This is a genomic window from Chloracidobacterium sp., assembly GCA_016711345.1.
Taxonomy (GTDB): domain Bacteria; phylum Acidobacteriota; class Blastocatellia; order Pyrinomonadales; family Pyrinomonadaceae; genus OLB17.
In genome coordinates this window covers 1,678,503-1,703,618 of the sequence record JADJTD010000001.1, presented here as the reverse complement: position 1 = coordinate 1,703,618, position 25,116 = coordinate 1,678,503, and the positions used below count along the sequence as shown (strand labels likewise).

24 protein-coding genes are annotated in these 25,116 nt (G+C 49.9%); 14 read left to right on the top strand and 10 right to left on the bottom strand.

Annotation, left to right across the window (positions count from 1 at the left end; genetic code table 11):
• Positions 1 to 66 precede the first annotated feature (66 nt).
• The 4 genes from purE (at position 67) to IPL32_06920 (ending at position 3,025) form a co-directional block, all read left to right on the top strand.
• Positions 67 to 564, top strand: a complete 498-nt coding sequence (purE, locus tag IPL32_06935; GenBank protein MBK8465551.1) for a 5-(carboxyamino)imidazole ribonucleotide mutase — start codon at positions 67 to 69, stop codon at positions 562 to 564.
• The gene (locus IPL32_06930; protein MBK8465550.1) at positions 561 to 1,274 is read left to right on the top strand and encodes a DNA alkylation repair protein; all 714 of its coding nucleotides are present in this window, start codon (positions 561 to 563) and stop codon (positions 1,272 to 1,274) included. Before purE ends, IPL32_06930 begins: the two co-directional genes overlap by 4 nt.
• A gap of 75 nt (positions 1,275 to 1,349) precedes the next feature.
• Complete coding sequence (locus tag IPL32_06925; GenBank protein ID MBK8465549.1) at positions 1,350 to 1,769, top strand: hypothetical protein; 420 nt, start codon at positions 1,350 to 1,352, stop codon at positions 1,767 to 1,769.
• An 89-nt stretch (positions 1,770 to 1,858) separates the two neighbouring features.
• Entirely contained in the window at positions 1,859 to 3,025 is a 1,167-nt protein-coding gene (locus tag IPL32_06920; GenBank protein MBK8465548.1) for a 5-(carboxyamino)imidazole ribonucleotide synthase, read from the top strand.
• Here the strand turns inward: IPL32_06920 and crcB are convergent.
• Entirely contained in the window at positions 2,984 to 3,367 is a 384-nt protein-coding gene (gene crcB / locus IPL32_06915; GenBank protein ID MBK8465547.1) for a fluoride efflux transporter CrcB, read from the bottom strand. The genes IPL32_06920 and crcB overlap by 42 nt on opposite strands.
• A 73-nt stretch (positions 3,368 to 3,440) precedes the next feature.
• Here crcB and IPL32_06910 point away from each other — a divergent pair, with 73 nt between their 5' ends.
• The 5 genes from IPL32_06910 to larA all read left to right on the top strand — a co-directional run bounded on the left by IPL32_06910 (position 3,441) and on the right by larA (position 8,596).
• Positions 3,441 to 3,926 carry a GAF domain-containing protein gene (locus IPL32_06910; protein MBK8465546.1) on the top strand — a complete coding sequence of 162 codons (486 nt, stop codon included), beginning with the start codon at positions 3,441 to 3,443 and terminating at the stop codon, positions 3,924 to 3,926.
• A gap of 24 nt (positions 3,927 to 3,950) precedes the next feature.
• Complete coding sequence (locus IPL32_06905) at positions 3,951 to 5,018, top strand: TerC family protein (GenBank protein MBK8465545.1); 1,068 nt, start codon at positions 3,951 to 3,953, stop codon at positions 5,016 to 5,018.
• Complete coding sequence (locus IPL32_06900) at positions 5,018 to 6,253, top strand: FecR domain-containing protein (GenBank protein MBK8465544.1); 1,236 nt, start codon at positions 5,018 to 5,020, stop codon at positions 6,251 to 6,253. Before IPL32_06905 ends, IPL32_06900 begins: the two co-directional genes overlap by 1 nt.
• 97 nt (positions 6,254 to 6,350) lie before the next feature.
• Entirely contained in the window at positions 6,351 to 7,202 is an 852-nt protein-coding gene (locus IPL32_06895; GenBank protein MBK8465543.1) for a cation transporter, read from the top strand.
• Between the two features lie 146 nt (positions 7,203 to 7,348).
• Complete coding sequence (gene larA, locus IPL32_06890; GenBank protein ID MBK8465542.1) at positions 7,349 to 8,596, top strand: nickel-dependent lactate racemase; 1,248 nt, start codon at positions 7,349 to 7,351, stop codon at positions 8,594 to 8,596.
• Positions 8,597 to 8,854: 258 nt separating this feature from the next.
• On the opposite strand, the gene IPL32_06885 is transcribed toward larA, so the two are convergent.
• The 3 genes from IPL32_06885 to IPL32_06875 form a co-directional block, all read right to left on the bottom strand.
• The gene (locus IPL32_06885) at positions 8,855 to 9,406 is read right to left on the bottom strand and encodes a hypothetical protein (GenBank protein ID MBK8465541.1); all 552 of its coding nucleotides are present in this window, start codon (positions 9,404 to 9,406) and stop codon (positions 8,855 to 8,857) included.
• 89 nt (positions 9,407 to 9,495) lie between these two features.
• Positions 9,496 to 10,200: a rhomboid family intramembrane serine protease gene (locus IPL32_06880; protein ID MBK8465540.1), complete on the bottom strand. Its 705-nt coding sequence runs from the start codon at positions 10,198 to 10,200 to the stop codon at positions 9,496 to 9,498.
• A gap of 9 nt (positions 10,201 to 10,209) precedes the next feature.
• Positions 10,210 to 11,622 (bottom strand): dicarboxylate/amino acid:cation symporter, encoded by a 1,413-nt coding sequence (locus IPL32_06875; GenBank protein MBK8465539.1) that lies wholly within the window; start codon positions 11,620 to 11,622, stop codon positions 10,210 to 10,212.
• A gap of 95 nt (positions 11,623 to 11,717) precedes the next feature.
• Between IPL32_06875 and IPL32_06870 the strand changes: the two genes are divergently transcribed.
• Positions 11,718 to 13,142, top strand: coding sequence for an FAD-binding protein (locus IPL32_06870; GenBank protein ID MBK8465538.1), 1,425 nt, complete (start codon positions 11,718 to 11,720; stop codon positions 13,140 to 13,142).
• An 8-nt stretch (positions 13,143 to 13,150) separates the two neighbouring features.
• Here the strand turns inward: IPL32_06870 and IPL32_06865 are convergent, their stop codons facing one another.
• From IPL32_06865 to IPL32_06855, 3 genes are all read right to left on the bottom strand, one after another.
• The gene (locus IPL32_06865) at positions 13,151 to 14,233 is read right to left on the bottom strand and encodes a VWA domain-containing protein (GenBank protein ID MBK8465537.1); all 1,083 of its coding nucleotides are present in this window, start codon (positions 14,231 to 14,233) and stop codon (positions 13,151 to 13,153) included.
• 11 nt (positions 14,234 to 14,244) lie between these two features.
• Positions 14,245 to 15,231: a VWA domain-containing protein gene (locus IPL32_06860; GenBank protein MBK8465536.1), complete on the bottom strand. Its 987-nt coding sequence runs from the start codon at positions 15,229 to 15,231 to the stop codon at positions 14,245 to 14,247.
• Between the two features lie 122 nt (positions 15,232 to 15,353).
• Positions 15,354 to 16,139 carry a cupredoxin domain-containing protein gene (locus IPL32_06855; GenBank protein MBK8465535.1) on the bottom strand — a complete coding sequence of 262 codons (786 nt, stop codon included), beginning with the start codon at positions 16,137 to 16,139 and terminating at the stop codon, positions 15,354 to 15,356.
• Positions 16,140 to 16,430: 291 nt separating this feature from the next.
• Here IPL32_06855 and IPL32_06850 point away from each other — a divergent pair, with 291 nt between their 5' ends.
• Positions 16,431 to 17,840, top strand: coding sequence for a phosphomannomutase/phosphoglucomutase (locus IPL32_06850; protein ID MBK8465534.1), 1,410 nt, complete (start codon positions 16,431 to 16,433; stop codon positions 17,838 to 17,840).
• On the opposite strand, the gene IPL32_06845 is transcribed toward IPL32_06850, so the two are convergent.
• Positions 17,825 to 18,328, bottom strand: coding sequence for a hypothetical protein (locus tag IPL32_06845; protein ID MBK8465533.1), 504 nt, complete (start codon positions 18,326 to 18,328; stop codon positions 17,825 to 17,827). The two genes, IPL32_06850 and IPL32_06845, sit on opposite strands and share 16 nt — an antisense overlap.
• A gap of 65 nt (positions 18,329 to 18,393) precedes the next feature.
• Positions 18,394 to 20,196, bottom strand: a complete 1,803-nt coding sequence (gene lepA / locus IPL32_06840; GenBank protein ID MBK8465532.1) for an elongation factor 4 — start codon at positions 20,194 to 20,196, stop codon at positions 18,394 to 18,396.
• Positions 20,197 to 20,421: 225 nt separating this feature from the next.
• Between lepA and IPL32_06835 the strand changes: the two genes are divergently transcribed.
• Genes IPL32_06835 through IPL32_06825 form a run of 3 tightly spaced genes read left to right on the top strand, consistent with a single transcriptional unit; the run spans position 20,422 to position 24,349 of the window.
• Complete coding sequence (locus tag IPL32_06835; protein ID MBK8465531.1) at positions 20,422 to 20,847, top strand: YtxH domain-containing protein; 426 nt, start codon at positions 20,422 to 20,424, stop codon at positions 20,845 to 20,847.
• Between the two features lie 2 nt (positions 20,848 to 20,849).
• Positions 20,850 to 21,389 carry a hypothetical protein gene (locus tag IPL32_06830; protein MBK8465530.1) on the top strand — a complete coding sequence of 180 codons (540 nt, stop codon included), beginning with the start codon at positions 20,850 to 20,852 and terminating at the stop codon, positions 21,387 to 21,389.
• A 44-nt stretch (positions 21,390 to 21,433) separates the two neighbouring features.
• A complete protein-coding gene (locus tag IPL32_06825) occupies positions 21,434 to 24,349 on the top strand; it encodes a VCBS repeat-containing protein (GenBank protein MBK8465529.1) in 2,916 nt (971 codons plus the stop codon).
• A 77-nt stretch (positions 24,350 to 24,426) separates the two neighbouring features.
• On the opposite strand, the gene IPL32_06820 is transcribed toward IPL32_06825, so the two are convergent.
• Positions 24,427 to 24,996 (bottom strand): Spy/CpxP family protein refolding chaperone, encoded by a 570-nt coding sequence (locus IPL32_06820; protein MBK8465528.1) that lies wholly within the window; start codon positions 24,994 to 24,996, stop codon positions 24,427 to 24,429.
• Positions 24,997 to 25,116: the final 120 nt, after the last annotated feature.

Genomic DNA, 25,116 nt, shown 5'->3' with positions numbered 1-25,116 from the left:
GGTTTCAAAAGAGCGTTTCTCTACCCTTTATCCATACTATCCCTGTTATATTGTTATGATAAATTTATGAGCGAAAAGAAACTAAGACCGCTCGTCGCCATCATCATGGGCAGTAAGTCTGACTGGCCGACGATGGAGATCGCTTCGCAGACGCTGACTGAATTCGGTGTGCCGCACGAGACTAAGATCGTTTCTGCACACCGGACGCCTGATCTGCTGTTCGAGTTTGCGAAAAGAGCGGAGGAAAGAGGCTTAGAGGTCATCATCGCCGGAGCGGGCGGCGCGGCACATCTGCCCGGAATGTGCGCTTCGCAGACCGTTTTGCCGGTGCTTGGTGTTCCTATTGAAAGCAAGTCGTTGAAAGGCCTTGATTCGCTTTTGTCTATCGCTCAAATGCCCGCGGGCGTGCCGGTTGGAACGCTTGCGATCGGACATGCGGGTGCCAAAAATGCCGCGCTTCTTGCCATAGCGATCCTAGCAAATTCACGGCCTGATCTTCGAAAAAAACTCACCACATTTCGCTCAAAGCAAACTCGAAACGTCCTCAAAACCAAATTGAAATGAACGTTGACGAGATCATCAAAGAGCTGCGGGCGTTAGGCGATCCGTCTAATCTTGCAGTTCTCGACCGCTATGCGATCAAAACGTCGCAAGCCTTTGGCATTCGTACTCCTGAACTAAAAACATACGCACGCGAACTGAAAAAGCTAGTGGCAGATCGGCACACGACGGCGCTCAACTTGTGGAAGTCCGGCATTTACGACGCACGGGCGGTTGCGTTCATGATCGACGACAATAAGCAGGTTACGCGTGAGCAAATGGATGAGTGGGCGGCCGGTTTTGACAACTGGGCGACGGTTGACGGAGCGTGTAGTTATTTGTTTTGCCGGACGCCGTTTGCTTATGAAAAAGCGGTTGAATGGGCTGAGCGGGAGCCGGAGTTTGAGAAGCGTGCCGGATTTTCTATGATGGCCTATCTTGCGGTGCATGATAAAAAGGCTCTGGACGACCAGCTTGCGGCCTTTCTGCCGGTTATTGAAAAGCATGCCGATGACGACCGAAATTTCGTAAAAAAAGCAGTTAACTGGGCTTTGCGGCAGATCGGCAAGCGGAATTTAGAACTCAATAAACTCTCCGTTGAAGCGGCAAAACGTATCAGATCGCAAAATACAAAGTCAGCCAAGTGGATCGCCGCCGATGCTTTGCGAGAATTAACCAACGAAACCACAAAAGAACGCCTGATACAGAAATCGTTAAAAATTACACCGCGTTAAAACTTGTTGCAACATCCCCTCAAAAGGTCTAAAATATAGCTTATCTCCCGATCCTTCCTTATTGAGGCTCGAAGTATGAACAAAATCAAATGCACTAAGTGCGGGCTCGTAAATGTTGAGTCTGACTACGATTGCCGTCGCTGCGGGCATGATATGGGAACCAGATTCATGGTTAGCAGCCAACGGATCGGCCCGCGCGAGGCTGCAAAAAGCAGTTCATGGCTTTACACTCTCCTTTTTCTCGCTCTGATCGGCGGCGGAGCTTACTACATTTTTTCCGGAGTCGGCAAATCATACGACGATGTAAAAATGGTTGAGAAAAATCGCCCTGGCGCTCAGGCAAATCAGGTAGTTGACTCTCCGTCAACACGCAGCCAGTTTGAACAGCAGCAAAAGCAGAACTACAAAACTGCGATTCAAAACAGCCAAGGCCTTGCCGAATCGCAGAAGCGAACGGAAGAAACGCAAAAGTTAATGCAAACCGCCCAAAAGTAGCTTTGCGCATATTCAGCATCGTCACGAATTCATAATGCGGCAGAGTTGGGGTAAGCTATGTTTCTATAGCGAATAGCTTTGCGCCCAACGTGACGAAAACGATACTTCCAAATTCGACCATTGGCGTGTTCGGCAGCGGACAGCTTGGGCGGATGTTTGCGATCGAGGCGCGTAAGATGGGCTATCGCGTCCACACATTCTCGCCTGAGAGTGACACGCCAACCGGCCAGATCGCAGATCTTGAGACTTCGGCCTCCTATGACGATCTTGATGCAGTTCGTGCATTCGCAAGATCGGTTGACGTAGTTACGTTTGAGTTTGAAAATGTGCCGGCGGCGACCGTTGAAGCGGCTTCTCAGTTTATCAATGTGCATCCAAAAGGCGAGATACTGCACACAACACAAAACCGTTTGCGCGAAAAGACATTTCTTGCCAATAACGGCTTTCCAGTTGCTGCTTTTAAGCACATAAAGACCATTGAAGATCTCCTTGACGGCGCAAAAGAAGTTGGGTTACCGGCAGTTTTAAAAACGGCTGGTTTCGGATATGACGGCAAAGGTCAAGCCAAACTTTCTGCCGTAGATGAGATCGAGCGAGTGTATGCCGGCCTAAACGGAAAGGAGGCTGTCCTCGAAGTATTTATCGAATTTGAAAAGGAAGTGTCGGTCGTTTGTGCACGCGACCAATTTGGCAACTTCGCACATTATGGCGTTATCGAAAATGAACATGCCAATCACGTTCTTGATATCTCATTTGCGCCGGCGGTCGTTTCAGAAAGGATCTATGCTGAGGCAGTAAACATCGCGCAAAATATAACTGAGATGATGGGCTATATCGGTACGCTCTGCGTAGAGTTTTTTGTGACGAAGGACGAAAAGCTGCTTGTCAACGAGCTCGCTCCGCGTCCGCATAATTCGGGGCATCTCACGTTTGATGCGTGTGTTACGTCGCAGTTTGAGCAGCAGTTGCGAGCGGTTTGCGGCCTTTCGCTTGGATCGAATGAATTTTACAGGCCGGCGGCGATGGCAAATCTGCTTGGTGATCTTTGGCAGAATGGCGAACCCAACTGGGCAGCATCAATCGCAGATGGAAACGTCAAGCTCCACCTTTACGGCAAGATCGAACCGCGTAACGGCCGTAAAATGGGGCATTTGACTGCTATTGCCGATACAGCCGCGGAAGCTGTCAGGATCGTACGAGAAGCACGAACAAAGCTAAACACGGCGACCCAAAGCAACGCCGGCCATAACCCCTAGATAGCCGAGCAGAACGCTCAGAAAAAGATATAGAAAAGCGATCAATAGTTGTCGTTCACGCATCAAGCCGAATACTTCCATTTCAAATGTAGAGAATGTGGTGAATGCTCCCAAAAATCCAACAATGATCGCCATGCGTAGATTTTCGTTTACTTCCATCTTATCGGCGAAAATAATCATTAAAAATCCGATCAGGAAGGAGCCCACAATGTTAATAACGAAAGTTGGAAAAGGGAATTTATCGAATACCGTGGCGAGCGGCGAGATATTTATCAGATGGCGAGCGACCGCACCGAGCGAACCGCCGATCGCAACCGAAAGTATCTTTGATGCGGCTTCCATCGTCTGAATTATACATTCTTCGCACACACATTTCATTTGCCCGACACCTTAGGACAAAGTAAACTTAAGGTTTATGGCTGAATCGCTTGCATTTTCACGCGGCGCAGACAGGACTATTGTTTACGAAGAGATAGCGCCCCAAATAGCCGCGCTCGTCGAAGGCGAGACTGACCTGATCTCAAATCTAGCGAACATCGCCGCAGTTCTGAAAGAAGCCTTTGGCTTTTTCTGGGTCGGCTTTTATCTGGTCAAGGACGGCCAGTTGGTCCTCGGGCCATTCCAGGGGCCGCTTGCTTGCACGCGGATCGATTTTGACAAAGGTGTTTGCGGACACGCTTACACAACTCGGGAAACCGTTATCGTTCCCGACGTAGATCAGTTTCCCGGCCACATTGCGTGTGCTTCGGCGTCAAGGTCGGAGATCGTTGTGCCAATTGTTGACCGCAAGGGAATGATCTTTGGTGTGCTCGATGTCGACAGCGATAAACTGAACGATTTTTCACAGACGGACGCCTACGGCCTCAAACGGGTCGTCAAAACAATTGAGAGATTCATCTAGGGCCACACGAACCCTAGCTAAAAAATGACACCTGTTGATCATCCCTATTGGGTCTGGACATTGTTTTTTGCTGTCGTATTGACGGCGCTGTTTGTCGATATCGGTATCGTTAACCGCAAATCGCACGCTCCGACGCGAAAGGAAACGTTCGTGTGGAGTATCGTTTGGGTCTCCTTAGCACTCGCATTCAACGTGTTCGTCTACTTTCAAGTGGGCAATCACACCGGCGACTGGAATATTGCCCTTGCACAGGCAAAACTCTTTCTGACGGGCTATTTGATCGAGCTTTCACTCTCGGTCGATAATCTTTTTGTCATACTCCTCATCTTTACTTACTTTAAGGTTCCAAAGAAATTTCAGCATAGGGTCCTGTTTTGGGGCATCATGGGCGCGCTCGTTATGCGCATGGTGATGATCTTTGCGGGAGCCGAGCTGGTCGAGCGGTTTCACTGGATCATCTACTTGTTTGGGGCATTTTTGCTCTACACGGGACTGAAGATGTTTGGGAACCAGGAAGATAACTTTGAGCCTCACGAAAGCGCGATAGTTAAATTTGCGATGAGGTTCATCCGCATCAGTAAGCACTATGACGGCGAGAAATTTTTTACTGTAATCGACGGTGTAAAAACGGGTACGCTTTTACTTCTCGTACTGATCGTTGTTGAGGTTACTGACCTGATCTTTGCGGTGGACTCGATCCCCGCGATCTTCGGAATTACGACTGACCGATTTATCGTTTACACGTCTAACATTTTTGCAATTCTTGGTCTGCGGACGTTCTTCTTTCTACTTTCAGATCTGGCCAACCGGTTTCATTATCTTAAATTCGGCCTAGCGTTTGTGCTGACATTTATCGGCGTGAAAATGTTATTGCCTCTATTGGCGCAAGGCGTGATAATGATATTAGGCGAAGGTAGTACCTCGGCGTTTGCAGTTTTCGTACAGCGATATCTAAACCATGAATTCGAACAAATGGTCATCAATCTGTCGCTTGGTATTGTTGCCGGAGCTATCGTTATATCGATAATTCTATCCTTGATCGTTCCTCCGTCGGTCAAAAAGGATGACACCGAGGATGAAAGCCCGGCCTAATGGACGATAAAAAATACCGCAAATTTTACGTTGACTGGTGGAACATACGCCGGAGCACCATTTACGGGCTTATTGCTCTAGCAGTGGTGACGGGTGCTGTGGTAACGGGGGTTAAACTTGCGTCAAAATACAATTGGTTTGCGACCGTCGATGCGGGAGAAGCTCCGAAGGACGCGGCACGTATAGTTTCCTTTGAAGGCGAAGTGCGAATCACCCGAGCATCGACGAGGGAAACGATACTTGTAAAAATCCCAACTTGGGTTGCTGCGGGCGACACGATCCAGACGCAGTCGGACGGACGTGCGATAATCCAGATGATCGACGGTTCTGTTTATTCGGTCCGGCCAAACAGCACGGTTGTTATTCGCGATACCACATCGCTATTTGGCGGCAAGAATGTCCGAGTTCGTGTCGATGACGGACAGCTCAACGTCCGGACCGAGGAGCAGCCTGCCGACACAAAGAACATCGTCGAACTTGGCGAAAGTGAAAACCAAGTTGGCCCCAAAACCGACGCAAGTTTTAATGCGGACGGCCCGGACGGCGGCGAGATACGCATCAGCCGCGGCAATATCGAAACAACATTGGGCGGCGAAAAGACAAGCATCGGCGCCGACACCTACGCGTCGGTAAACGGATCGAATTTGTCCGCGCGTGAGAGATTATTAGCACCGCCGAGGCTGATCTCGCCGGGCAACTCTGAACAGGTCATCGATTCAGGCAACGGCGTGACCGTCAATTTTACCTGGGGGGATCCAGAAGGAAATCCTGCCTCAAGTTTTTATTTGCAGATCGCAAAATCACCATACTTTGCATCAGATTCGATTCTGGTTGACAGAAATCAAATGCAGGCGCGTGACTTTCGTCTTTCAAGTATTTCGCCCGGTACATATTACTGGAGACTGAAAGCGACAGCCCGTTCAGGCCAAACAACTGACTGGAGCGAACCGTCAAAGTTCATGGTCGTTCGCAGCGGCGAAAGTATCGATATCGCCGCGAGCGATTGGCGGGTCGAATCGGTCGGCGGCAATGTCTATGTTGTCACCGGCAGGACTCAGCCGGGAATGATAGTGCGTTCGCAGGGCCGTCAGGCCAATGCGGGAGCCGACGGAGCATTCAAGATACAGATCCGTTCACCTTCCATTGAAACGGCCGTCGAGATCGCTGACGATCGCGGCAACCGCACAGGTTTTATCATTTCCCTGCGAAACGGCAACGTGCTGCGACGCTATTAAGCAGAGGTGAAAAATCGCACACCAACATTCGCCAGACAGTTCTAAAGACAACCGCACGACACGTTTAACAGCCGCGCTTGTCCTGACGTTCGTCTATATGATCGTTGAGGCGGTCGGCGGCTGGCTTACCAATTCGCTCGCGCTTATCGCTGATGCCGGACACATGCTGACCGATGTTGCCGCGCTTGGCCTGACGCTTGCCGCCATTTGGTTCGGTTCGCGACCGGCAACTGCCAAGAAAACATTTGGCTACTATCGTCTCGAAATTCTGGCAGCTTTCGTCAACGGCATCGCTCTCGTTTTGCTTTCTATTTGGGTCATATACGAAGCTGTGATGCGTTGGCAGTCACCGCCTGCGATAGACGGGTTTCGTCTCACCATCATCGCTGCCGGTGGACTGCTGGTAAATATTGTCGCGGCCAAGCTGCTCCACCACGGCCACAAGCACGACTTGAATATGCGCGGTGCATGGCTGCATGTGATGGGCGATCTGCTGGGTTCGGTGACGGCAATTGTTGCCGGTGTTTTGATCTCCACAGCCGGATTGCTGTGGGCAGATCCGCTTTGCAGTATTTTGATCAGCCTGATAATTATCTTTAGCGCGTGGAGATTGATACTGGAGTCCGTTAACGTCCTTTTAGAAGGCACACCGACACATATCAACCTGTCTGCTGTCGAAACGACGATCCTCGAAACTGAAGGCGTAAGCGGAGTGCACGATCTGCACGTTTGGACAATCTCGTCCGGTATCGAGGCGCTTTCTGCCCATATTAGTCATAATGATTCGGTTGTTCATTCGGACCTGCTGGTCAGAGTTCGAGATCGTCTGCACACCAATTTCGGCATCGACCATCTAACGATACAAATGGAAACACAAAACCGCGAAGCCGAGGCTGTTTACATCTGCGAAACCGGAACAAAATGCTTCGAGCCGTCGATAAAGAATTAGCACATTGCCAGATTTAGCGGTTTTAAAGAGATTTCCCGCAAAGACGCAAAGCACGCAGAGAAAAACTTTCTTAATAAGCATTGATTCTTTAATATTGAACCCCTCTTAACTTTGCGTCCTCTGCGGCTTTGCGGGAAAATCTCTTAATGCCAACTATCGATCTCAAATACGGTAAAACCTCGATCCCGTTTGAATACGACGAGATGCGTTTTGAGACGCTCGGCAAAACTACCGAACAACCATCGCTTTCTGATGCTGAGATCGGCGACAGGCTTGATGATCCGATCGATTCGCCGCGTCTGGATGAGATCATCGAAACCGGCCAAACCGTTTTGATCGTCGTGCCGGACGCTACGCGTCAAACTGGCTGCGGACAGGTTGTAAATCTCGTTGTCCGTCGTCTTATCGCAAACGGAACTGCTCCGCATGACATACGCATCATTTTTGCTACGGGCATACATCGCAAAGTCACAGAGGCCGAAAAGCAAACCATCCTCACGCCATTCATCGCTCAGCGAACCAAAACACTCGACCACGATCCGCGTGATCTGATGCAGATAGTTCGCCTTGGCGAAACGTCGGGCGGAATTCCTATCGAGCTTAATCGCGCTTTGACCGAACACGATCACATCATAATGATCGGCGGCGTGACGTTTCATTATTTCGCCGGCTTTACCGGCGGGCGAAAGCTCATTTGTCCGGGCCTTGCGTCTTCGCGAACTGTTTCTGAAACGCACAAGCTCGCCTTTGACTGCGAAACTCTAGATCGTCGCAATGGTGTCGAAACTGGAAAGCTCGATGGCAATGCGGTCAACGAAGCTTTCATGGAAGTTGTCGAAAAAATCGACCCTGCATTTGCAATCAATACCATAGTCAATGACGCAGGCGATACCGTCGATCTGTTTTGCGGAAACTGGCGAACCTCGCACCGTGCCGCCTGTGAAGTTTATGCTGACCGTCACACTATTCGCGTCCCAGAAAAAAGAGACCTGGTTATTGTGAGCTGCGGCGGCTATCCCTATGACATCAATCTCATTCAGGCCCACAAAGCTCTTGAAGCTGCGTCCCAAGCTTGCATAGACGGCGGAACAATTATCTTTCTCGCCGAATGCGCCGACGGGCTTGGGCGAGACGATTTCCTAAAATGGTTCGAAGTTGACAACAGCGATGAACTTGTCCGTCTGCTCTGCGACAAATATCAAGTCAATGGCCAGACCGCGTGGAGCCTTTTAAAAAAAGCCGAGCGATTTGATATCAGGGTCGTCTCAGATCTTGACGCGGCCGTCGTACAAAAAATGCGGCTGAGAAAAATCGATGTCAAAGCTATCATCACAGACGCCGTTTCAACCGGCTACATTTTCCCAAGCGGAGCAAAGTTTCACATCACCAGCTGAGTAGTCGATGCTAAAACCCGCACGTCGAGGAAAGAGTGTGAATGGAGGTGTGGAGTGATCTTTGGCGTTGTTCGGCTGATGCGGTTCTTGTACATAGCCTCACCATAGCGCCGAAATTAGTTTTTTGGAAAACCAATTTTCCAGATATGATGTAACTTCCCAAGCAGAGCTACATTGTTTAACACTACCATCTGTGTTTTAAATCTTACGTCAACGTCAACGCCTTAACTTCCGACTCGAGCCTCCCGCTTACGCAGATTATTTCACTGCAAATGTTCTTGCGATCGAGTCGGTTTGGGCTCTTAGGGAGCGGAGAGAATCTTTTTGGCCGGTGAAGCGAAGCAGGTAAACGGTCGTGTCGTTTGCACGGAGGAAGTAAAATCTGCCGCTCATGTTGCGACCAGATGAGACGTATTCGTAGTTGAAAATTGCGCCCTTGAGCCTTCCGGAGAAGGTTTCTTGCTTTCCGGCGACGAAGCCGCCGAGGAATTGTAGCTTTTGCTCTTCGTCCTGGATGATGTCGGAAATGACGGCGTTTTTAACAACCGACAGCCTGCGGATGCCGAGATGGCCGTCGCTTCTGTCTCCGTAAACGTATTCGACGTTGGGGCTTGTGGCGGACGGTTTGACCGTCATCTTCCATTTTGCGTCGGGCAGGTCGAATGTGTAATCGACGTTCGGATCGCTGAACGAACTGCCTTGGGCAATGACCGAAACTGCTGCAAAGATTACAGTTAGACCAAAGAAAAGGCTGATTGAAAATAAACGTGATCTCATCTGCTGTTTCAAAACTCTCAATACCGAAGACATTCTAGCGAATTATCCATCAAATATCGACATTCATTTGATGAGATGTGCTGCCAAATTGTTGTCTCGCTCGGGCGTATGATCCCGGCAAGTCAGTTTTTGCGGCCTATCATAAATGGTTTTATCAAAGCCACACCTGCAATAAAGCCTCCGATGTGAGCCGCGTAGGCTACTCCGCCGCCGCCAGACGGAGTGAGATAGCCGAGAACTAATTGATAAACGATCCAGATACCTATAGCGACGAAAGCCGGAACCGTCGTGATCATATTAAAAATTAGCGCCCGCACCGGCCGCGAAGGGAACAGAAGGAGGTATCCGCCCAAAACCCCTGAGATCGCTCCGGATGCACCGAGCATCGGAATGATCGAATCCGGCCCCATAATTATCTGTGCTGCAGCGGCGGCGAAACCGCACAATATGTAAAACACGAGATAGCGAACGTGCCCGAGCATGTTTTCCAGATTGTCGCCAAAGATAAATAGAAACAACATATTGCCGAAAATGTGCATTATGTCGCCGTGCATAAACATCGAACTGAAAAAATTGAAATAGACCGGCAGCGGAGAGGCGAAGTGATTGATCCGTGCCGTTTCGGCACCGACCTGTATAACTTGAGGCCCAACCAGGTCAATGCCGTTTGTGATCTCTCTCGGCACGAGAGAAAACGCATTGTCGAACGCCTCGTTGCTGCCAAGCTGCTGCAAGATCAGAAAAACGAGAATGTTCAAGCCAAGGATCGCGTAGTTTACGATCGGCTGGGTGCGTCGGTCAGAATTGTCGTCGCCAATTGGAAACATAAATTCAAACTATCCGATGCCGGCGTTCTCCGGTGTCTGAAGCAGCTCATATCCTTCGCTGCGAGCAACGAATGTTGCGGCTGTAATATCGCCGACAACGTTCAATGTCGTCCTGCACATATCGAGGATACGATCAACGCCCAAAATAATGGCTATCAACGCAGGATCGATATTTATCATAGCCAAAATGCCGATGATAAATGGTATTGAGCCTGATGGAACGCCAGCCGTTCCAATACCGCCGAGTATCGCCATGTAAACAACCATCAACTGGACACCGAAAGAGAGATCGGCTCCGGCAAGCTGTGCGATAAATAAAACCGTAACGCCCTCGTAAAGTGCGGTGCCGTTTTGGTTTGCGGTGGCTCCGACGGTGAGGACGAAGCTATTGATCTCTTTTGGAACACCGAGATTTTCATGCGAAACGCGAAGAGCGGTTGGCAGCGTTGCGTTTGACGAGGATGTCGAAAACGCGGTGACTATTACGGTTCGTACCCGTCGGAAAAACTCCAGCGGATTGATCTTTGACAGCAGAGCGACGGACAGAGAATACACACCAAAGAAATGAACTCCAAGGCCGAGCAGAACTGTCACCACAAACCAGCCAAGTGACTTAAGAAGGTCGATGCCGAAAACAGCGATGTTATTGAACAGCAGGCACGCAACAGCATATGGTGCGAACTTCATTATGATGTCGATGATCTTCGATGTGATCGCAAACAGCGATTCCATGACTCCGACGAAGGGGGCCGAAACAGGAGCAGGCAAAAGAGTTATGGCGACACCGATAATTAGGGCGAAGAACATGATGTGAAGCATGTTTGGATTTTCGCCTGCGATGGAGTTAAATACATTTTTTGGGACGATCGTTTTCACCGCCTGCATCAGGGGAGAATCCGACTTAGCTGCGTCAGTAGCCTTCTTTTGGGCTTCCGTTGCCGTTGCTGCGCCGCTGCTGAATTTTTCTTTAAGCTGCGCCGCGATCTCAGGTCTGATACGTTCGCCGGGGCGAATGGTATTTGCCAAGCCAAGGCCGATCATGACAGAGATCGCCGAGATGACCAGACAGTAAGCAAATGACTTGAGACCGATGCGCCCCAATTTTCGAATGTCGCCGATGCCCGCAACGCCGACTACGAGTGATGAAAATACAAGCGGCACGACTATCATCAAAAGCAAATTTAAGAACAGTGTTCCGATCGGCTGTGTGATATTTGCTATCGTCCAGGAGACGTTTTCATTGGAGCCGCCAAAAAGCTGATTTGCCGCTATGCCGCCGAAAACGCCAACGAGCAAGCCGATCAGGATCCTTGTATGCAGCGCCATGCCTTTCGGCTTATCAGGCGTTTCGTCATTCAGATCAGTCGCTAATTCACGCTCATACGTATCATCCGAAACCTGCGGTTTTTCCTGTTCGCTCATCGTTTGCTCCTTATTTTCTCGACGTTGCGGTTTTGTGTGAGTGTAGCAGAAATGCCCGGATTTCGTTAAATCTGCTAGGATTTAGATTGAATAAAATGTTCGAGTCTATACATTTTGAATCCGCAGGACGTAAGACAACAAGCGCGTCAAACCCTGAGGTCGTGAGCAAATTGCGCTCGATAGTCGGTGATGAGAATGTCTTAGTCAAACCCGAAACAGTAGAACCGTATGGAGCCGACGCAGTCAAAGAAAAATTCCCGCCCGAGGCAGTTGTTTTTCCTGAGACAACCGAGCATGTAGTGTCGATCCTAAAACTTGCGAACGAATATCTGTTTCCGGTGACTGCACGGGGCGGCGGCGTTGGTTATACGGGCGGCGCGGTTCCGGTTGACGGAGGGATTGTCGTCGGCACGGATAGAATGAACAAGATCATCGACATCAACGTCGATGATCTTTATGCAATTTGTCAGCCGGGAATCAGGACAATTGAGTTGCAGGAAGCAATCGCGAAACATGGATTGATGTTCGCGCCTGATCCGGCGAGCTACAAGAACAGCTTTATCGGCGGCAACATTGCAGAGAACGCGGGCGGAATGCGAACGCCGAAATATGGTGTGACAAAGCATCACGTGCTAGGGCTTGAAGTTGTAACAGCAACCGGCGAAGTTATTCACACAGGGGGAAAAACTGTGAAGAATGTCGTTGGGTTTGACCTGACGGGTTTGATGTGTGGCTCGGAAGGAATGCTCGGCATCTTTACCGAAGCGACCTTGAAGCTACTGCCGATTCCGGAAGCCACATCGACCGTGCGTGCCAATTTTCGCACGATGGAAGAGGCGTGCAAGGTGCTGACAAAATTCACGCCTGTCGGTTTGCTGCCAATGGCGATGGAAGTCATCGACAAGTATTGCATCGAAGCGGTCGAAGGCAACTTTGCGTTTGGATTGTCGAAAGACGCGAAGGCGATCTTGCTCGTTGCGGTGGACGGTTCAAAAGAAGAGGTCGCAAAAAATGCCAGGACCATCGAGCAGATCATAAGTGAGAACGGCGGCTTTGACATTATGCGTTCTCAGTCAAAAGAAGAGGAAGATAAGTTGTGGGATGTTCGCCGCGCGATCTCGCCGTCTCTGATGAAATACGGCACTCTCAAGATTAACGAGGATGTTGTGGTGCCTCGTTCAAAGGTTCCGGAGCTTGTCGCAAAGATCGAGGAGATCGGTAAACGTCACAACACATTTGTCGCCAATTTCGGCCACGCAGGCGATGGTAACATCCACGTCAATTTTATGTGCGACCGCGAAGATCAGGCATCCATAGATCGTGCCCGCAAATGCGTTGCCGAGACTTTCCGACTTGCGGTCGTTCTCGGCGGCACGATCTCTGGCGAGCATGGTATCGGTTATGTAAAGGCTCCATATTTGAATTACGCAATCGACCGCCCGACGCTAGAGATAATGAAGCAGATCAAAAAGGTTTTTGATCCGAACGGCATACTAAATCCGGGAAAAATGTTTGTTTAGAAAACAAGTCATTTCTTAGGCGCGGATTTTGCGAAATAGCCCTGCCGGTGCGTGACCTTTACTTTATCTTTTTGCAATTGAGAGTTTGTTAGTTGGATCTCGATCTTGCGATAGGAACCGTCGCGGTTTTGATTCGTGGGCTCGTAGGCGATCAGATATTGCGAACGCATCTCTTCCTGAATCTGTGCAAACGCATCACGAAGCTCGCGTTCGTCGCGCGGAAAATATGCACGGCCACCAGTCCGCTCAGAAATTTTGTTTAGCGAGCCTTTATCGACGCCGCTGTAAAAATTATCTCCGATTCCAACCGAATAAATGATTGCTTCCGATCGCAAAGCTGCCTGAACAGCTTCGTCCAATTTCTTTTTTCCGTAAGTGTTGACGCCGTCGGATAGCAGGATGATCGCGCGACGGGTTCTTTCCGGTGCCGGACCGAGGATCTCGTCAGATGTAACCCAAATTGCGTCCCAAATCGCGGTTGAACCTTGGGTTGCCTGATTATCGCCCGAGATCGGCGGAGTTCCGGCAATAACGCCGCCGCCAATGTAGCCCGATGGTGGAATAAAACGCACCTTTTCGATCGCACGCCGCAGGCGCTGCATATTGTTTGTCATTCCCTGTTCGAGAGTCGATTCGCCAGTAAATGAAACTACCGAAACTTCATCTTTTGACGGCCGGACGACTGTTTCGAGGAACGAAATTGCCGCAGCCTTTTCTTCCGGCAGCGTTCTTTCCTGCGAAGCGCTGACATCGATCAAAATTGCGAGACTCAGCGGCAGATCGATCTGCCGTGAAAATGTAGTGATCTCCTGCTGTTTGCCGTCTTCGAATATCTTTACGTCTTCTTGTTTAAGACTCGTTAGCAAGCGTTTATTTCGATCTTGTGCAGTGAAAAGGACGTTTACGATGTCGGTATCGACTTTGATGACCTCGTCGTCATCGGATGGCGGAGGTGTGGGTTGCGGCAAAGGCGCTTTCGCGGGCGGATTAGGAGGCGTCTGTTGAGCGTTGGCAACAGAAAGACCTATAAGGCCGACAAACAGAAAAGCCGCAGCAAAAAAAGCAAAGGATCGAATTCGCGAAAACAACATTTGTAAAACTCCTACTTCAAATTGTCTTTGATCGCTCTGTAGCTCGACTTTGTGCGGATCTTATATTTACCGGTTTTTTCTTTATCCGTAAAGCGAACTTCGATCTTGCGTGCCCGGCCGTCGAGATTTTGATTGGCCGGCCGATAAGTGATCAGGTATTGCGATCGCAGTTCATCCGATATCTTTTTGAATGCCTTTTCCAGTGCAAGCATATCGCCTGTAAAAAAAACTTCGCCGCCAGTGTCTTCGCAGAGCTGCGATAAAAACTTGTCGCCTTTGTCTTTGATCGTTCCAGCATCAACACCGGGAACAGAACCAAGAAAACCTGCTTTGGTAGAGATCCCGAATATGGTTGTCTCGGTTCGCTGAGCTATGTCGATCGCGTCTTTTAGTTCGGCGCGGCTGAATGTATCGTCGCCGTCAGTTATGACGACGATCACGCGACGGCCCGGAACAGTGCGCAGCTTTTCGTCAGCAAACTGCCAAACCGCATCGTAAAGCGCCGTTTGCGAACCTGTTTTGCTTATCTTATCGACCGCTTTGTCGAGCAGGTCCATTTTGTCTGTAAAATCCTGTCGTAGCGTGACCTCGTGATCGAATGTCATGAACGCGGCCTTATCTTTTCGCAGTTGGATGACGGTGTAGATAAAGTTTCTTGCCGCTTCTTTTGAAAACTTCATCTTTCCGGCGGTCGAAGGCGAAGTATCCATCAGCACGCCGACATAAACCGGCGGATTTGATTTTTCCGACGAAAAGAACGTTACTTCTTGTTGTACACCGTCCTCAAAGATCTGAAAATCGCCGCGCGTCAGTCCACTTATAAGATTCTTCTTTTGCGTGACCGTAACCGGCAACCGAACCTCAAAGACTTTTGTCGCTCCAGTGTCGTCAGACGGTACAGGCGGTGTCGGTGTTGCTTTTTGCGCAAAAACGGCCGTCGCAAAAACTAACGAAACAAGGACAGACTTGAGCAAATTTAGACCAAACGAACTTTTCATAAACTAAAATGCTGATCGCTGAACAAAAGCATATTTTCGATGCCGGAAGGCACGCGTCTGTTGTCTCGATACAATTCGAGAGTATAGCAAAAGAAGGAGATCAGTTGTGAGCGAGGCCCAAGTTACCTTGTCGCCGATGTAGGAGCAGTATTTGTCCAGTTACCGGAAACCTCGCCCATTAGCAATGCTATAAAGTCTTCGCCTGCAACACTTGATGTGACTGAGGCGTAAGCCCTGTTTACGGGAATGAATCTCCAGGTTCCGGTGACGTTTGGCTGAATGATCGTGCCGCCTGAGACGAATTGAGCGATCTTTGCTGCGTCGAATGATGAAATGCTGCCGTTGTTGCTAGTGTCGGCTGCGATCAACTGGTTGCCGGTCAAAAGTGTTCCCCCCGAGACATGCTGAGCGATTCTTCCTGCGTCGAACGACGAGATGCCGTTCACGCCGTCGGTCTTTGTCGGTGTGACAGTGTAAGAGGTCGCTCCAAATCCAGTCAGAGTATAAGTGCCGGCTGGAAAACTCGTTGTTGTTGAGACGTTTGGTGAACCTACACCGCTTAAAAGAACATTAGAAACAAACCGCGGCGGCGGGCCCGAAACTGCGTTGCCATAGGTGACAGTTCCGCTGATCGCAGGTGTCGGAGTTGGCGACGGAGCGGCTACGACTGTAACGGTCGCGGTCATGAAGGCATGAAGCCCGCAATGATATGGAAACGAGCCTGCGCTGGTGAAAGTGAAACTAAAGCTTTGTCCTTGCGACAAAAATTCGGAATTCCATACACCGGTATCGCTCGTAGAGGTATGCCCGGAACCATCATTATTTGTCCACGTTACTGTGTCACCGACATTTATAGTCAAATCAGCCGGACTAAAAGCAAAGCCGGATATTGCGACCGGAACTACCATCGGGGCCGTATGCGGCGGCAACACGACGGGCTCAGGCCGATAATTCGGCGGAGGTGTGCCGCAGAAGGCTTCGGTGTAATCGGCGGATGAAGGCTTTGCGACCCAGTTGCTTGCGGCGACTATGGTCAAAGCAGTGCCGAGAAGAACAAATAACCCAATACCTAAGGTTACGAAACGCGAAACGCGAAGTCGGACATTTGCTGACACAGTAGAATCTCCTTTTTTAGTGAATTTGCGTAATGAGTATATACGAAAATCGTTCGAAAGTGTAAAGTTTTGTGTGCAAGATCTATGAACTCAAATATCTTCAGGGAATACGATATTCGCGGCATTGTCGGTGAGCAATTGACCGACGAGACGGTTGCGACGCTTGGGCGGGCGATCGGTACGTTTTTTAACCAGAACGGCGCTAAACGAATTGCAATCGGCTATGACGCACGTGCGAGCAGTCCGCGATTTTGTGATTTGCTAACAAACGGACTGATCGAAAACGGCTGCGACGCAGTGCTTATCGGAATGGTGCCGACACCTGTTCTGTATCACACGGTATTCACAAAAGACGTTGACGGTGGTGTGATGATAACCGGCTCGCATAACCCGCCCGATCATAACGGATTTAAGATCTGCCTTGGCAAAGACACGCTGTTCGGATCGCAGATACAGGAAATAAAAGAGATCGCCTCACGGGCAGAAACGCGACCGTTAGGGAGCGTGCCGACTGATGTCGAGGGCACGCGCGTTAACACTCGCGTTTCTGCCCTAGATGTTCTCGATGACTACTGCCGCGACATAGTTTCGCGCGTCTCTCTCGGCGATCGCAAAATCAAAGTCGTCATCGACGGGGGAAATGGAATGGGCGGAGTGACTGGCGTTCCTGTTTATCGCGAACTCGGTGTTGAGTTGATCGAGCTTTATACCGAACCGGACTCTACTTTTCCAAATCATCATGCCGACCCGACCGTTACAGAAAACCTGCAAGATGTGATCACAGCAGTGCGTGAAAACAAGGCCGATCTAGGCATCGCTTTCGACGGTGACGGTGACCGTCTCGGCGTGGTGGATGAAACCGGACGCATCATCTGGGGCGACGAACTGATGGTTTTATTTTCCCGCGATATTCTTGCAAATCATCCCGGTTCGACGATTATCGCCGAAGTTAAATGTTCGCAAATCCTTTTCGACGACATCGAAAAACACGGCGGCAATCCGCTAATGTGGAAAGCCGGCCACTCGCTCATCAAATCAAAAATGAAAGAAACGGGCGCGTTGTTGGCAGGCGAAATGAGCGGCCATATGTTTTTCGCCGACAGGTTCTACGGATTTGATGACGCAACATACGCCGGTGCGCGTGTACTCGAAATTCTCTCAAAAACCGACAAACCGCTTTCCGCTTTGCTTGCCGACCTGCCAAAAACGTATTCAACACCGGAACTCCGCGCCGATTGTCCGGACGAGACTAAATTTGAGGTCGTTAAAAGAATCGCCGACCACTTCTCGCAGACGAATGAAGTAATTACCATCGACGGCGCCCGCATCAGTTTCGAACACGGTTGGGGGTTGGTTCGAGCATCAAATACGCAGGCGATCTTGGTCCTTCGTTTCGAAGCAGATTCCGCAGACGCCCTTTCCGATATTCGACAGGTCATCGAAAGTGAGGTTGGAAAACAGGTCTCGTATGACCGCAGTCAAGCGCTGTCTTGACGTGGTATGTCGAGGAATTTAGAAATTGCGTGTCCGATACGATCTTCGGTACTCCAAAAATTAAGAACCGGTTTGGATGCCCGAATTTCCTGAATTGGTGTGAGGCCGAGGAACATCCCTTCTGACCGAAGGACTACCGAATGCTTCACCCAGTCGTTTTGTATTACTGTTTGCACCCCGACGCCGCAAAATTGGCTAAGCGTTCCTTCGATTACTTCTTTTTTATAAAGAAACTGCCGTGCAAAATGATATGTGTCCGACGGCTTGTCGAAAACATAGATCTCGCGGATCGTTCCACGAAAAGAAAGGCCGATACACGCTGCTGCCGGAATGCCAGTCATCCATATTCCCAACGAATCGATAAAGAAGTTGTATCCGAATAAAGAAAAGATAAACACGAGGGAAAAGAATATCGCCCCTAATATGCTCAAAAGCATTGGCCACGTCGGTCGCCGATCTTCGATAATCAATTGATCGGGTCGGGTCATAATCCTGACCCCTATTAGCCAGTCGGTCATTTCTTTGACTTTTTGGTACGGGGCAAACACTTGTTTTACGATTCATTCACCTTCAGCACTGCCAAAAATGCCTCTTGCGGGATCTCGACGCGGCCTACTTTTTTCATTCGCTTTTTGCCTTCTTTTTGTTTTTCGAGCAGTTTGCGTTTGCGCGAGATGTCGCCGCCGTAGCATTTGGCGATGACGTTTTTGCCCATGGCTTTGACGGTTTCGCGGGCGATGACCTTGTTGCCGATAGCGGCTTGGATGGCGACCTCGAACATCTGCCGCGGGATGAGTTCCTTCATCTTGGCAGTCAGCAAACGGCCTTTGGCGGTGGCTGTGTCGGTGTGTAGGATGATCGAGAGTGCATCGACCGGCTCGCCGGAAACGAGGACGTCGAGCTTTACAAGTTTGCTGACTTGGTAGCCCGAAACATGATAATCGAGCGAGGCGTAGCCTTTCGAAACGCTCTTAAGACGGTCGTAGAAATCGAGGACGATCTCGTTGAGCGGCAGTTCGTAAACGAGCATTACGCGGTCGGTCGTGATGTATTCAAATTTTTTCTGAATACCGCGTTTTTCGTCAAGCAGCGGCAAGATGCCGCCGAGAAATGCATCATTTGTGAGGATCGTTGCCTCAATAAATGGCTCTTCGATCTTTACGATGCGGCCGGTGTCAGGCATTTTCGAAGGGCTATCGATCTCAGCGACCTCGCCGTCGGTGGTTGTCACGCGATAACGCACGCCGGGCGCGGTGGTGATGAGTTCGAGATTGAATTCACGTTCGAGCCGCTCCTGAATGATCTCCATATGGAGCAAACCGAGAAAGCCGCAGCGGAAGCCGAATCCAAGTGCGGTCGAACTTTCCGGTTCGTAAAAAAATGACGAATCGTTAAGCCGCAGCTTATCCATCGCATCGCGCAGGTCTTCGTATTGTGCCGAATCGATCGGATACAATCCTGCAAAAACCATCGGCTTCACTTCCTTAAATCCAGGCAGAGCTTCGGTCACGGGACGGGCGGCATCGGTGATCGTGTCGCCGATCTGCACGTCCGCAACGGTCTTGATCGACGCGGTGATAAAGCCTACCTCGCCCGGGCCGAGATTGCCGATGGGCGTCGGGCGCGGACGGTTGACGCCAATGGTTTCGACCAGGTATTCGCGCCCCGTGTTGAAGAATCTTATCTTCATTCCCTTTTTGATAGTGCCGTCGATAACGCGAAACAGCACGATCACGCCGCGATACGAGTCGTACCAACTGTCGAATATAAGAGCTTTTAGCGGTGCATTCCGGTCGCCTTTTGGTGCCGGTATCTTGGCAATTATGGCTTCGAGCACATCTTCGACACCAAGGCCGGATTTGGCTGAGGTCAGGACGGCTTCGCTGGCGTCGAGGCCGATGATGTTCTCGATCTGCTCTTTAATGCGGTCGGGTTCGGCGGACGGCAGGTCGATCTTGTTGAGAACCGGAATTAGTTCTAGGTCATTTTCGAGAGCGAGATACGTGTTGGCGAGCGTCTGTGCCTCGACACCCTGCGAAGCGTCAACGATCAGCAAAGCTCCTTCGCACGCCGACAGCGACCGCGAAACTTCATATGTAAAATCAACGTGTCCGGGCGTGTCGATGAGATTCAGGACGTAATCTTTGCCGTCCTTCGCCTTGTAATCGAGGCGAACGGCGTGCGACTTGATCGTGATGCCGCGCTCGCGCTCGAGATCCATGTCGTCGAGCAGCTGCGCCTCCATATCGCGCTCGGCGACCGCGCCGGTTATCTGCAGCAAACGGTCGGCAAGCGTCGATTTGCCGTGATCGATGTGGGCAATAATAGAAAAGTTTCTTATCTGATCGAGGTTCATACTCAATAAAGCCAAAACAATAAGACTAGCAAAACGCCGTTGAAACCGCACCTTAGGGCTTTAATAACGCTATAAGCTAATGGTTTTTTGTATAGTTCCGTACTGTGAACATTACAATCGGCTGATAGCATAAAATTATTGCCCTTGACCTTCAGTTTTGTTACAATTTGGGCATAGGCAAGAATTATTATTACTAAGCGGGTTTTTATTCGCTGGAGGAAAATTATGAGACATGAAAGAGAAGAGACAAGCGTGGCCACAAAGTTGACCTATTTGATCGTTGGCGGCGGCATCGGAGCGGTAATTGCACTGCTTTTCGCACCAAAATCAGGCCAAGAACTGCGTGACGACCTTGCGGACGCGACTAGAAAAGGACTTGAAAAAAGTAAAGAAACTGCTGCCCAATTGCAGGAGAAAGCAGGTGAGTATTACGAAGTTTCACGTGAAAAGGCTACCGACCTTTACCAAACTGCAGCCGAAAAAGCAGGCGAATTGACAGAAAAGGCCAAATCCGCAGCTGCAAACACTGCAAATCCGTTCTCAGCGGCGATCGAAGCAGGAAAGAGTGCTTACACGCAGGAAAAACGCAAGACGGAGTCAAAATCGATCTCTGAAGGCAGAGCAAGCTATCCGGTCGATAAAGAAAAATAAAGATGAGCAACGCGGACGCACAATTCTGGCAAATGATCTCGTCGATCATCATCGCAGTTATGTTCGTGGTGATGGCGGCCGCGCTAATGTGGATTGCCATCACGGTCAGACGCGTAGTTAATACGGTCCATAATATCGAGGAGCGTGTTACTCCTTTGATTTCAAAGGTTGATGCCATTAGTGCTCAAGGCCGAGAGATCTCGGTTCATTTTAACGAGATCTCAGCAAATCTTTCGCTGACGACAAAGTATCTTGCTGAATCGACCGAATTGATCAAGGAAGAAGTCGCAGAATTAAGACAGCTTATAGGCGAGACGGCGATAACCGCCAAAGACAAGGTTGAAATGGTCAGCCGATCGATCGACCGCACGCATGGCCAGGTGATGGACACAACAGAATTTGTCCAGCAAAAGATCGTTGTTCCGGCACGAGAGATCGCCGCTATTATGGCGGGCGTCAAACGCGGCCTCGAAGTTCTATTTGCACCCTCACCCAAACAGATCGACCGCGCATATACCGAGGACGAAATGTTCATCGGTTGAGCGGCGATTGCTATCAGATCTAAACAGACTTAAGGAGATTTGCCATGTTGCGCTCGATGGCTCGGCTTCGTTCGCCGCGTAATGCTATTTTTGTTTTATTTGCGATAATCGGACTTGCCGTCACGACAGCGTCAGCTGACACCGGTAACGAAAAATTTTCTTCAATCTATTACGAGGATGTTTTTTGCGGCAATCCTATCTCCATTCCAGTTGATCCAACAGAAAACCAGCCGCTTGTGACTCCTGACGCGAGAACGCTTGCAGCCGTCAATGTCAATATCGTTAAATTCTCATATGACCCGCAAAACCCAACTATTTATGTTGGTGATACCGTAACTTGGACCAATATCGACGGCTCAGGACATACCACAACCAGTAACGGTTCGATCTGGAATTCGGGTACCTTATCGAACGGGCAAGCCTTTAGTTTCACATTCACCAGTGCCGGTACTTTTCCATATCGCTGTTCCATTCACGCCGGGATGACAGGCAGCATTACTGTCCTGGGATCGACGCCAACAGCGACACCAACGAGCAGCGCAAACCCAACGCTTGGTAATTACGCAAACACAACATCACCGCTGAGTTCCGATACAACGGTTATTCCCGATGCCACGCCGACATTATCCGTAAGAATGAGTGTTTCGGCCTCTACCAGTTTCAAGGGCAAACTTGAAGGCGATCCGGTTACTGGCGCGGTTCGGATAACTAACGCGCATCCGGCTGGAACGTACGGTGTGAGAGTCACAAGTTACGAAAGCGGCGGAGCGAGTACGACAAAATTTTTCAGCCTTACTGTGACGACGCCCGCTGAGTGCAGCCCTGTTACTTTCGCATCGGCCGTGAATTTTGGCGTTGGCATCGGTCCGCGCACCGCAGCAGTCGGTGATTTTAACGGTGATGGAAACCAGGACATTGTTACTGCCAATGACAACGCAAATAATGTTTCAGTCTTGCTGGGAAACGGAGCGGGAAGTTTTAGCTCAGCTACAAATTTTAGCGCTGGTTCTACTCCGTACTCGGTCGCTGTAGGTGATTTTAACGGTGACGGTAAGCAGGATATTGCCGTTGCAAATCTCGCATCAAATAATGTGTCGGTCTTTTTGGGAAATGGCGCCGGTAGTTTTAGCACGGCGACAAATTTTGCCGCCGGTCCAAATCCGACCACAGTGGCGGTTGGCAATTTCAATGGCGATGGGTATCAGGACCTTGCGGTTTCTCACCTTGGTTCTACGAGCGTGTCTGTCCTTTTGGGCACTGGAGCCGGTACCTTCGGCACACTTACAAACTTCAGCATAGGTGTTACCTCATATTCATTGGTTTTGGGTGATTTTAATAACGACGGAAAGCAAGACATCGCTACGGCTAACCGAAATGCAGGCACGGTGTCAGTTCTTTTGGGAAATGGCGCAGGAGGCTTTGGGGCTGCATCGAGCTTGACCGTTGGTATAGAACCAGCCTCAATTACTGTTGGTGATTTTAATGGAGACGGCAATCAGGACATCGCTACAGCCAATGACTTTTCTAATGATGTATCCGTTCTCTTAGGTGACGGATTAGGCGTGTTTAGTTCGGCGACAGATTTCACCGCGGCCAGCGGCGCATTTTCCGTTGCAGTCGGCGACCTAAACAGTGACGGCAAGCAAGATCTGTTGACTGCCAATTTCAGCGCGTTCAATGTCTCGACTCTGCTTGGAAATGGGCTTGGCAGTTTCAGCTCCCCTGTGAACTTCAGCGCGGGAAGTCAACCTTTTGGGGTTGCTGTGGGTGATTTTAACGGTGACGACAGACAAGATCTCGCCGTTGCAAACCATAGTGGAAGCAGCGTATCCATCCTGTTGCGCAATGGCTGTACTGCGTCGTCACCAACTCCGACACACACGTTGACCAGCACTCCGACAAATACACCAACACCGACTAATACGGCGACAGCGACATTTACGGCAACCGCAACTTCAACAAGTACTTCCACACCGACGGCAACCGCGACCATCACGTTCACGCCAACGAATACGCCAACGCCAACTGTAGTTGCGATCAGCGGAACTGTTACTTACGGTAATGCGATCGGTGCACCGAATCCCCGTTCTGTTTCAAATGTTTTGTTAAGCGGTGTAGGTTCGCCTGATGTTTCCGGGATGTCTAATTTTCCAGGCGGCACCTATACTCTGACTGGTTTTGGAGCAGGTTCCTATACCGTCACGCCTACCAAGACAACAGGACAAAACGGGATTACGTCGTTCGACGCAGCGAAGGTCGCTCAGCATGCAACGGGGATAGCGATCCTGACCGGAACTCAACTGCTCGTCGCCGACGTGAGCAATAACGGATCTGTTTCATCATTCGATGCGGGATATATCGGCAAATATATAGTTGGAGCACCGCCTTTTGGTATAACGGGAGCTTGGGTATTCAACCCCGTCAGCAGAACATATCCGTCGGTTACTTCCAGCCTCTCAGAAGAAGACTATACGGCTGTGCTAATGGGTGAGGTCTCCGGAAATTGGACAAACAGCGGTGCAAGGGGAGTTGGCAGGTGGCAGAAGGCTGTTGGGGCTGAGAGAAATATTTCTGTCAACATTCCAAATCTCACGGCGACCCATGGCAAGGAGACCATCGTTCCCGTAAGCGTTGAGGCAATTGCCGATAAAGGAATTCTCTCCTGTGAGTTTATTCTCCTATACGACCCATCGGTCGTTCAACCGCTTGGCGAACCGGTCGATGTCGTCGGAACAATCAGCCGCGGGCTTACAGTTATTGCGAATACCACTGAACCGGGCAGGTTGCGAGTCGTTATGTATGGCCCACTCGAGATCGACGCTAACGGCTTGCTTTTGAATTTTCGCTTTCAGGCGGTTGGAGAACTCGGTTCGGTCTCGCCGCTTATGTGGGAGAACATTATGTTCAACGAAGGCGAGACACTGGTAGATGTTGTCAACGGGATGATCGAGCTGGAATAAACATAAAATAGAAATGCTAAATAAAAAAGGCGTGAAGATTGCCCCTTCACGCCTTTTTTGTCCCCCTTGTAGAAACCCTAGTTTTCTTTTGTGGTTTCGCTGGTTGCAGCCGGTTGCGTTTGCTTGCGAAGTTCACGTTGTTTACGAAACTCTTCGCGTCGTAGTTTCATTTCTGCCTTTTTTTGCTCAAACTGAGCTTTTTGCTCTGCGGTCAGAACATTCAAGATCTGTTCGCGAACGGATATAGCCTTTGCTATTTTCTGTTCCTTCAGTGCTTCAAACCTTGTCTTCTGTTCAGCTGTGATGGTTCCATCACGTTTTGCTTCAAAAAGCGTACGCATCTCGTCGCGAGTTGTTTGATCTGGTTTGTTCGCGTCTTTGATCGAGCGGATCTGTGTTTTTTGTGCCTCGGTCAGGTTTAGCCTATGCATCATTCGCATCATTCCGCGGTTACGATGTCCGAAGCCGCGTCCCATGCCATGCCTACCGGCACCGTGGCCTTTGTGATCCTTAAAGTGCTTTTCAGCCTTATCTTTTTCAGGAGCTGGCGTTGCCGCCTTGTCTTCCTGCGCAAGTGTAAAGGTCGAAAAAGCGAAAACTGCTACCGCAACAGTTAAAATAGTGGATAATTTATGGATAAATGACATTTTTTGTACCTCTTGATATTTACTCAGGCCAATGCCTGTCGTATCTTTGACGCACAACGAATGTCTTTGGTCTAGAACTTTTTTGTCAAAATGGAACGGATATTTACCAAAACCGTACAG

What these genes read in the sequence shown, in the direction of transcription:
- purE (MBK8465551.1), top strand. Translation starts at nt 67, where the DNA reads ATGAGCGAAAAGAAACTAAGACCGCTCGTCGCCATCATCATGGGCAGT.
- IPL32_06930 (MBK8465550.1), top strand. Translation starts at nt 561, where the DNA reads ATGAACGTTGACGAGATCATCAAAGAGCTGCGGGCGTTAGGCGATCCG.
- IPL32_06925 (MBK8465549.1), top strand. Translation starts at nt 1,350, where the DNA reads ATGAACAAAATCAAATGCACTAAGTGCGGGCTCGTAAATGTTGAGTCT.
- crcB (MBK8465547.1), bottom strand. Translation starts at nt 3,367, where the DNA reads ATGGAAGCCGCATCAAAGATACTTTCGGTTGCGATCGGCGGTTCGCTC.
- IPL32_06910 (MBK8465546.1), top strand. Translation starts at nt 3,441, where the DNA reads ATGGCTGAATCGCTTGCATTTTCACGCGGCGCAGACAGGACTATTGTT.
- IPL32_06905 (MBK8465545.1), top strand. Translation starts at nt 3,951, where the DNA reads ATGACACCTGTTGATCATCCCTATTGGGTCTGGACATTGTTTTTTGCT.
- IPL32_06900 (MBK8465544.1), top strand. Translation starts at nt 5,018, where the DNA reads ATGGACGATAAAAAATACCGCAAATTTTACGTTGACTGGTGGAACATA.
- IPL32_06895 (MBK8465543.1), top strand. Translation starts at nt 6,351, where the DNA reads ATGATCGTTGAGGCGGTCGGCGGCTGGCTTACCAATTCGCTCGCGCTT.
- larA (MBK8465542.1), top strand. Translation starts at nt 7,349, where the DNA reads ATGCCAACTATCGATCTCAAATACGGTAAAACCTCGATCCCGTTTGAA.
- IPL32_06885 (MBK8465541.1), bottom strand. Translation starts at nt 9,406, where the DNA reads ATGTCTTCGGTATTGAGAGTTTTGAAACAGCAGATGAGATCACGTTTA.
- IPL32_06880 (MBK8465540.1), bottom strand. Translation starts at nt 10,200, where the DNA reads ATGTTTCCAATTGGCGACGACAATTCTGACCGACGCACCCAGCCGATC.
- IPL32_06875 (MBK8465539.1), bottom strand. Translation starts at nt 11,622, where the DNA reads ATGAGCGAACAGGAAAAACCGCAGGTTTCGGATGATACGTATGAGCGT.
- IPL32_06870 (MBK8465538.1), top strand. Translation starts at nt 11,718, where the DNA reads ATGTTCGAGTCTATACATTTTGAATCCGCAGGACGTAAGACAACAAGC.
- IPL32_06865 (MBK8465537.1), bottom strand. Translation starts at nt 14,233, where the DNA reads ATGTTGTTTTCGCGAATTCGATCCTTTGCTTTTTTTGCTGCGGCTTTT.
- IPL32_06860 (MBK8465536.1), bottom strand. Translation starts at nt 15,231, where the DNA reads ATGAAAAGTTCGTTTGGTCTAAATTTGCTCAAGTCTGTCCTTGTTTCG.
- IPL32_06855 (MBK8465535.1), bottom strand. Translation starts at nt 16,139, where the DNA reads ATGGTAGTTCCGGTCGCAATATCCGGCTTTGCTTTTAGTCCGGCTGAT.
- IPL32_06850 (MBK8465534.1), top strand. Translation starts at nt 16,431, where the DNA reads ATGAACTCAAATATCTTCAGGGAATACGATATTCGCGGCATTGTCGGT.
- IPL32_06845 (MBK8465533.1), bottom strand. Translation starts at nt 18,328, where the DNA reads ATGACCCGACCCGATCAATTGATTATCGAAGATCGGCGACCGACGTGG.
- lepA (MBK8465532.1), bottom strand. Translation starts at nt 20,196, where the DNA reads ATGAACCTCGATCAGATAAGAAACTTTTCTATTATTGCCCACATCGAT.
- IPL32_06835 (MBK8465531.1), top strand. Translation starts at nt 20,422, where the DNA reads ATGAGACATGAAAGAGAAGAGACAAGCGTGGCCACAAAGTTGACCTAT.
- IPL32_06830 (MBK8465530.1), top strand. Translation starts at nt 20,850, where the DNA reads ATGAGCAACGCGGACGCACAATTCTGGCAAATGATCTCGTCGATCATC.
- IPL32_06825 (MBK8465529.1), top strand. Translation starts at nt 21,434, where the DNA reads ATGTTGCGCTCGATGGCTCGGCTTCGTTCGCCGCGTAATGCTATTTTT.
- IPL32_06820 (MBK8465528.1), bottom strand. Translation starts at nt 24,996, where the DNA reads ATGTCATTTATCCATAAATTATCCACTATTTTAACTGTTGCGGTAGCA.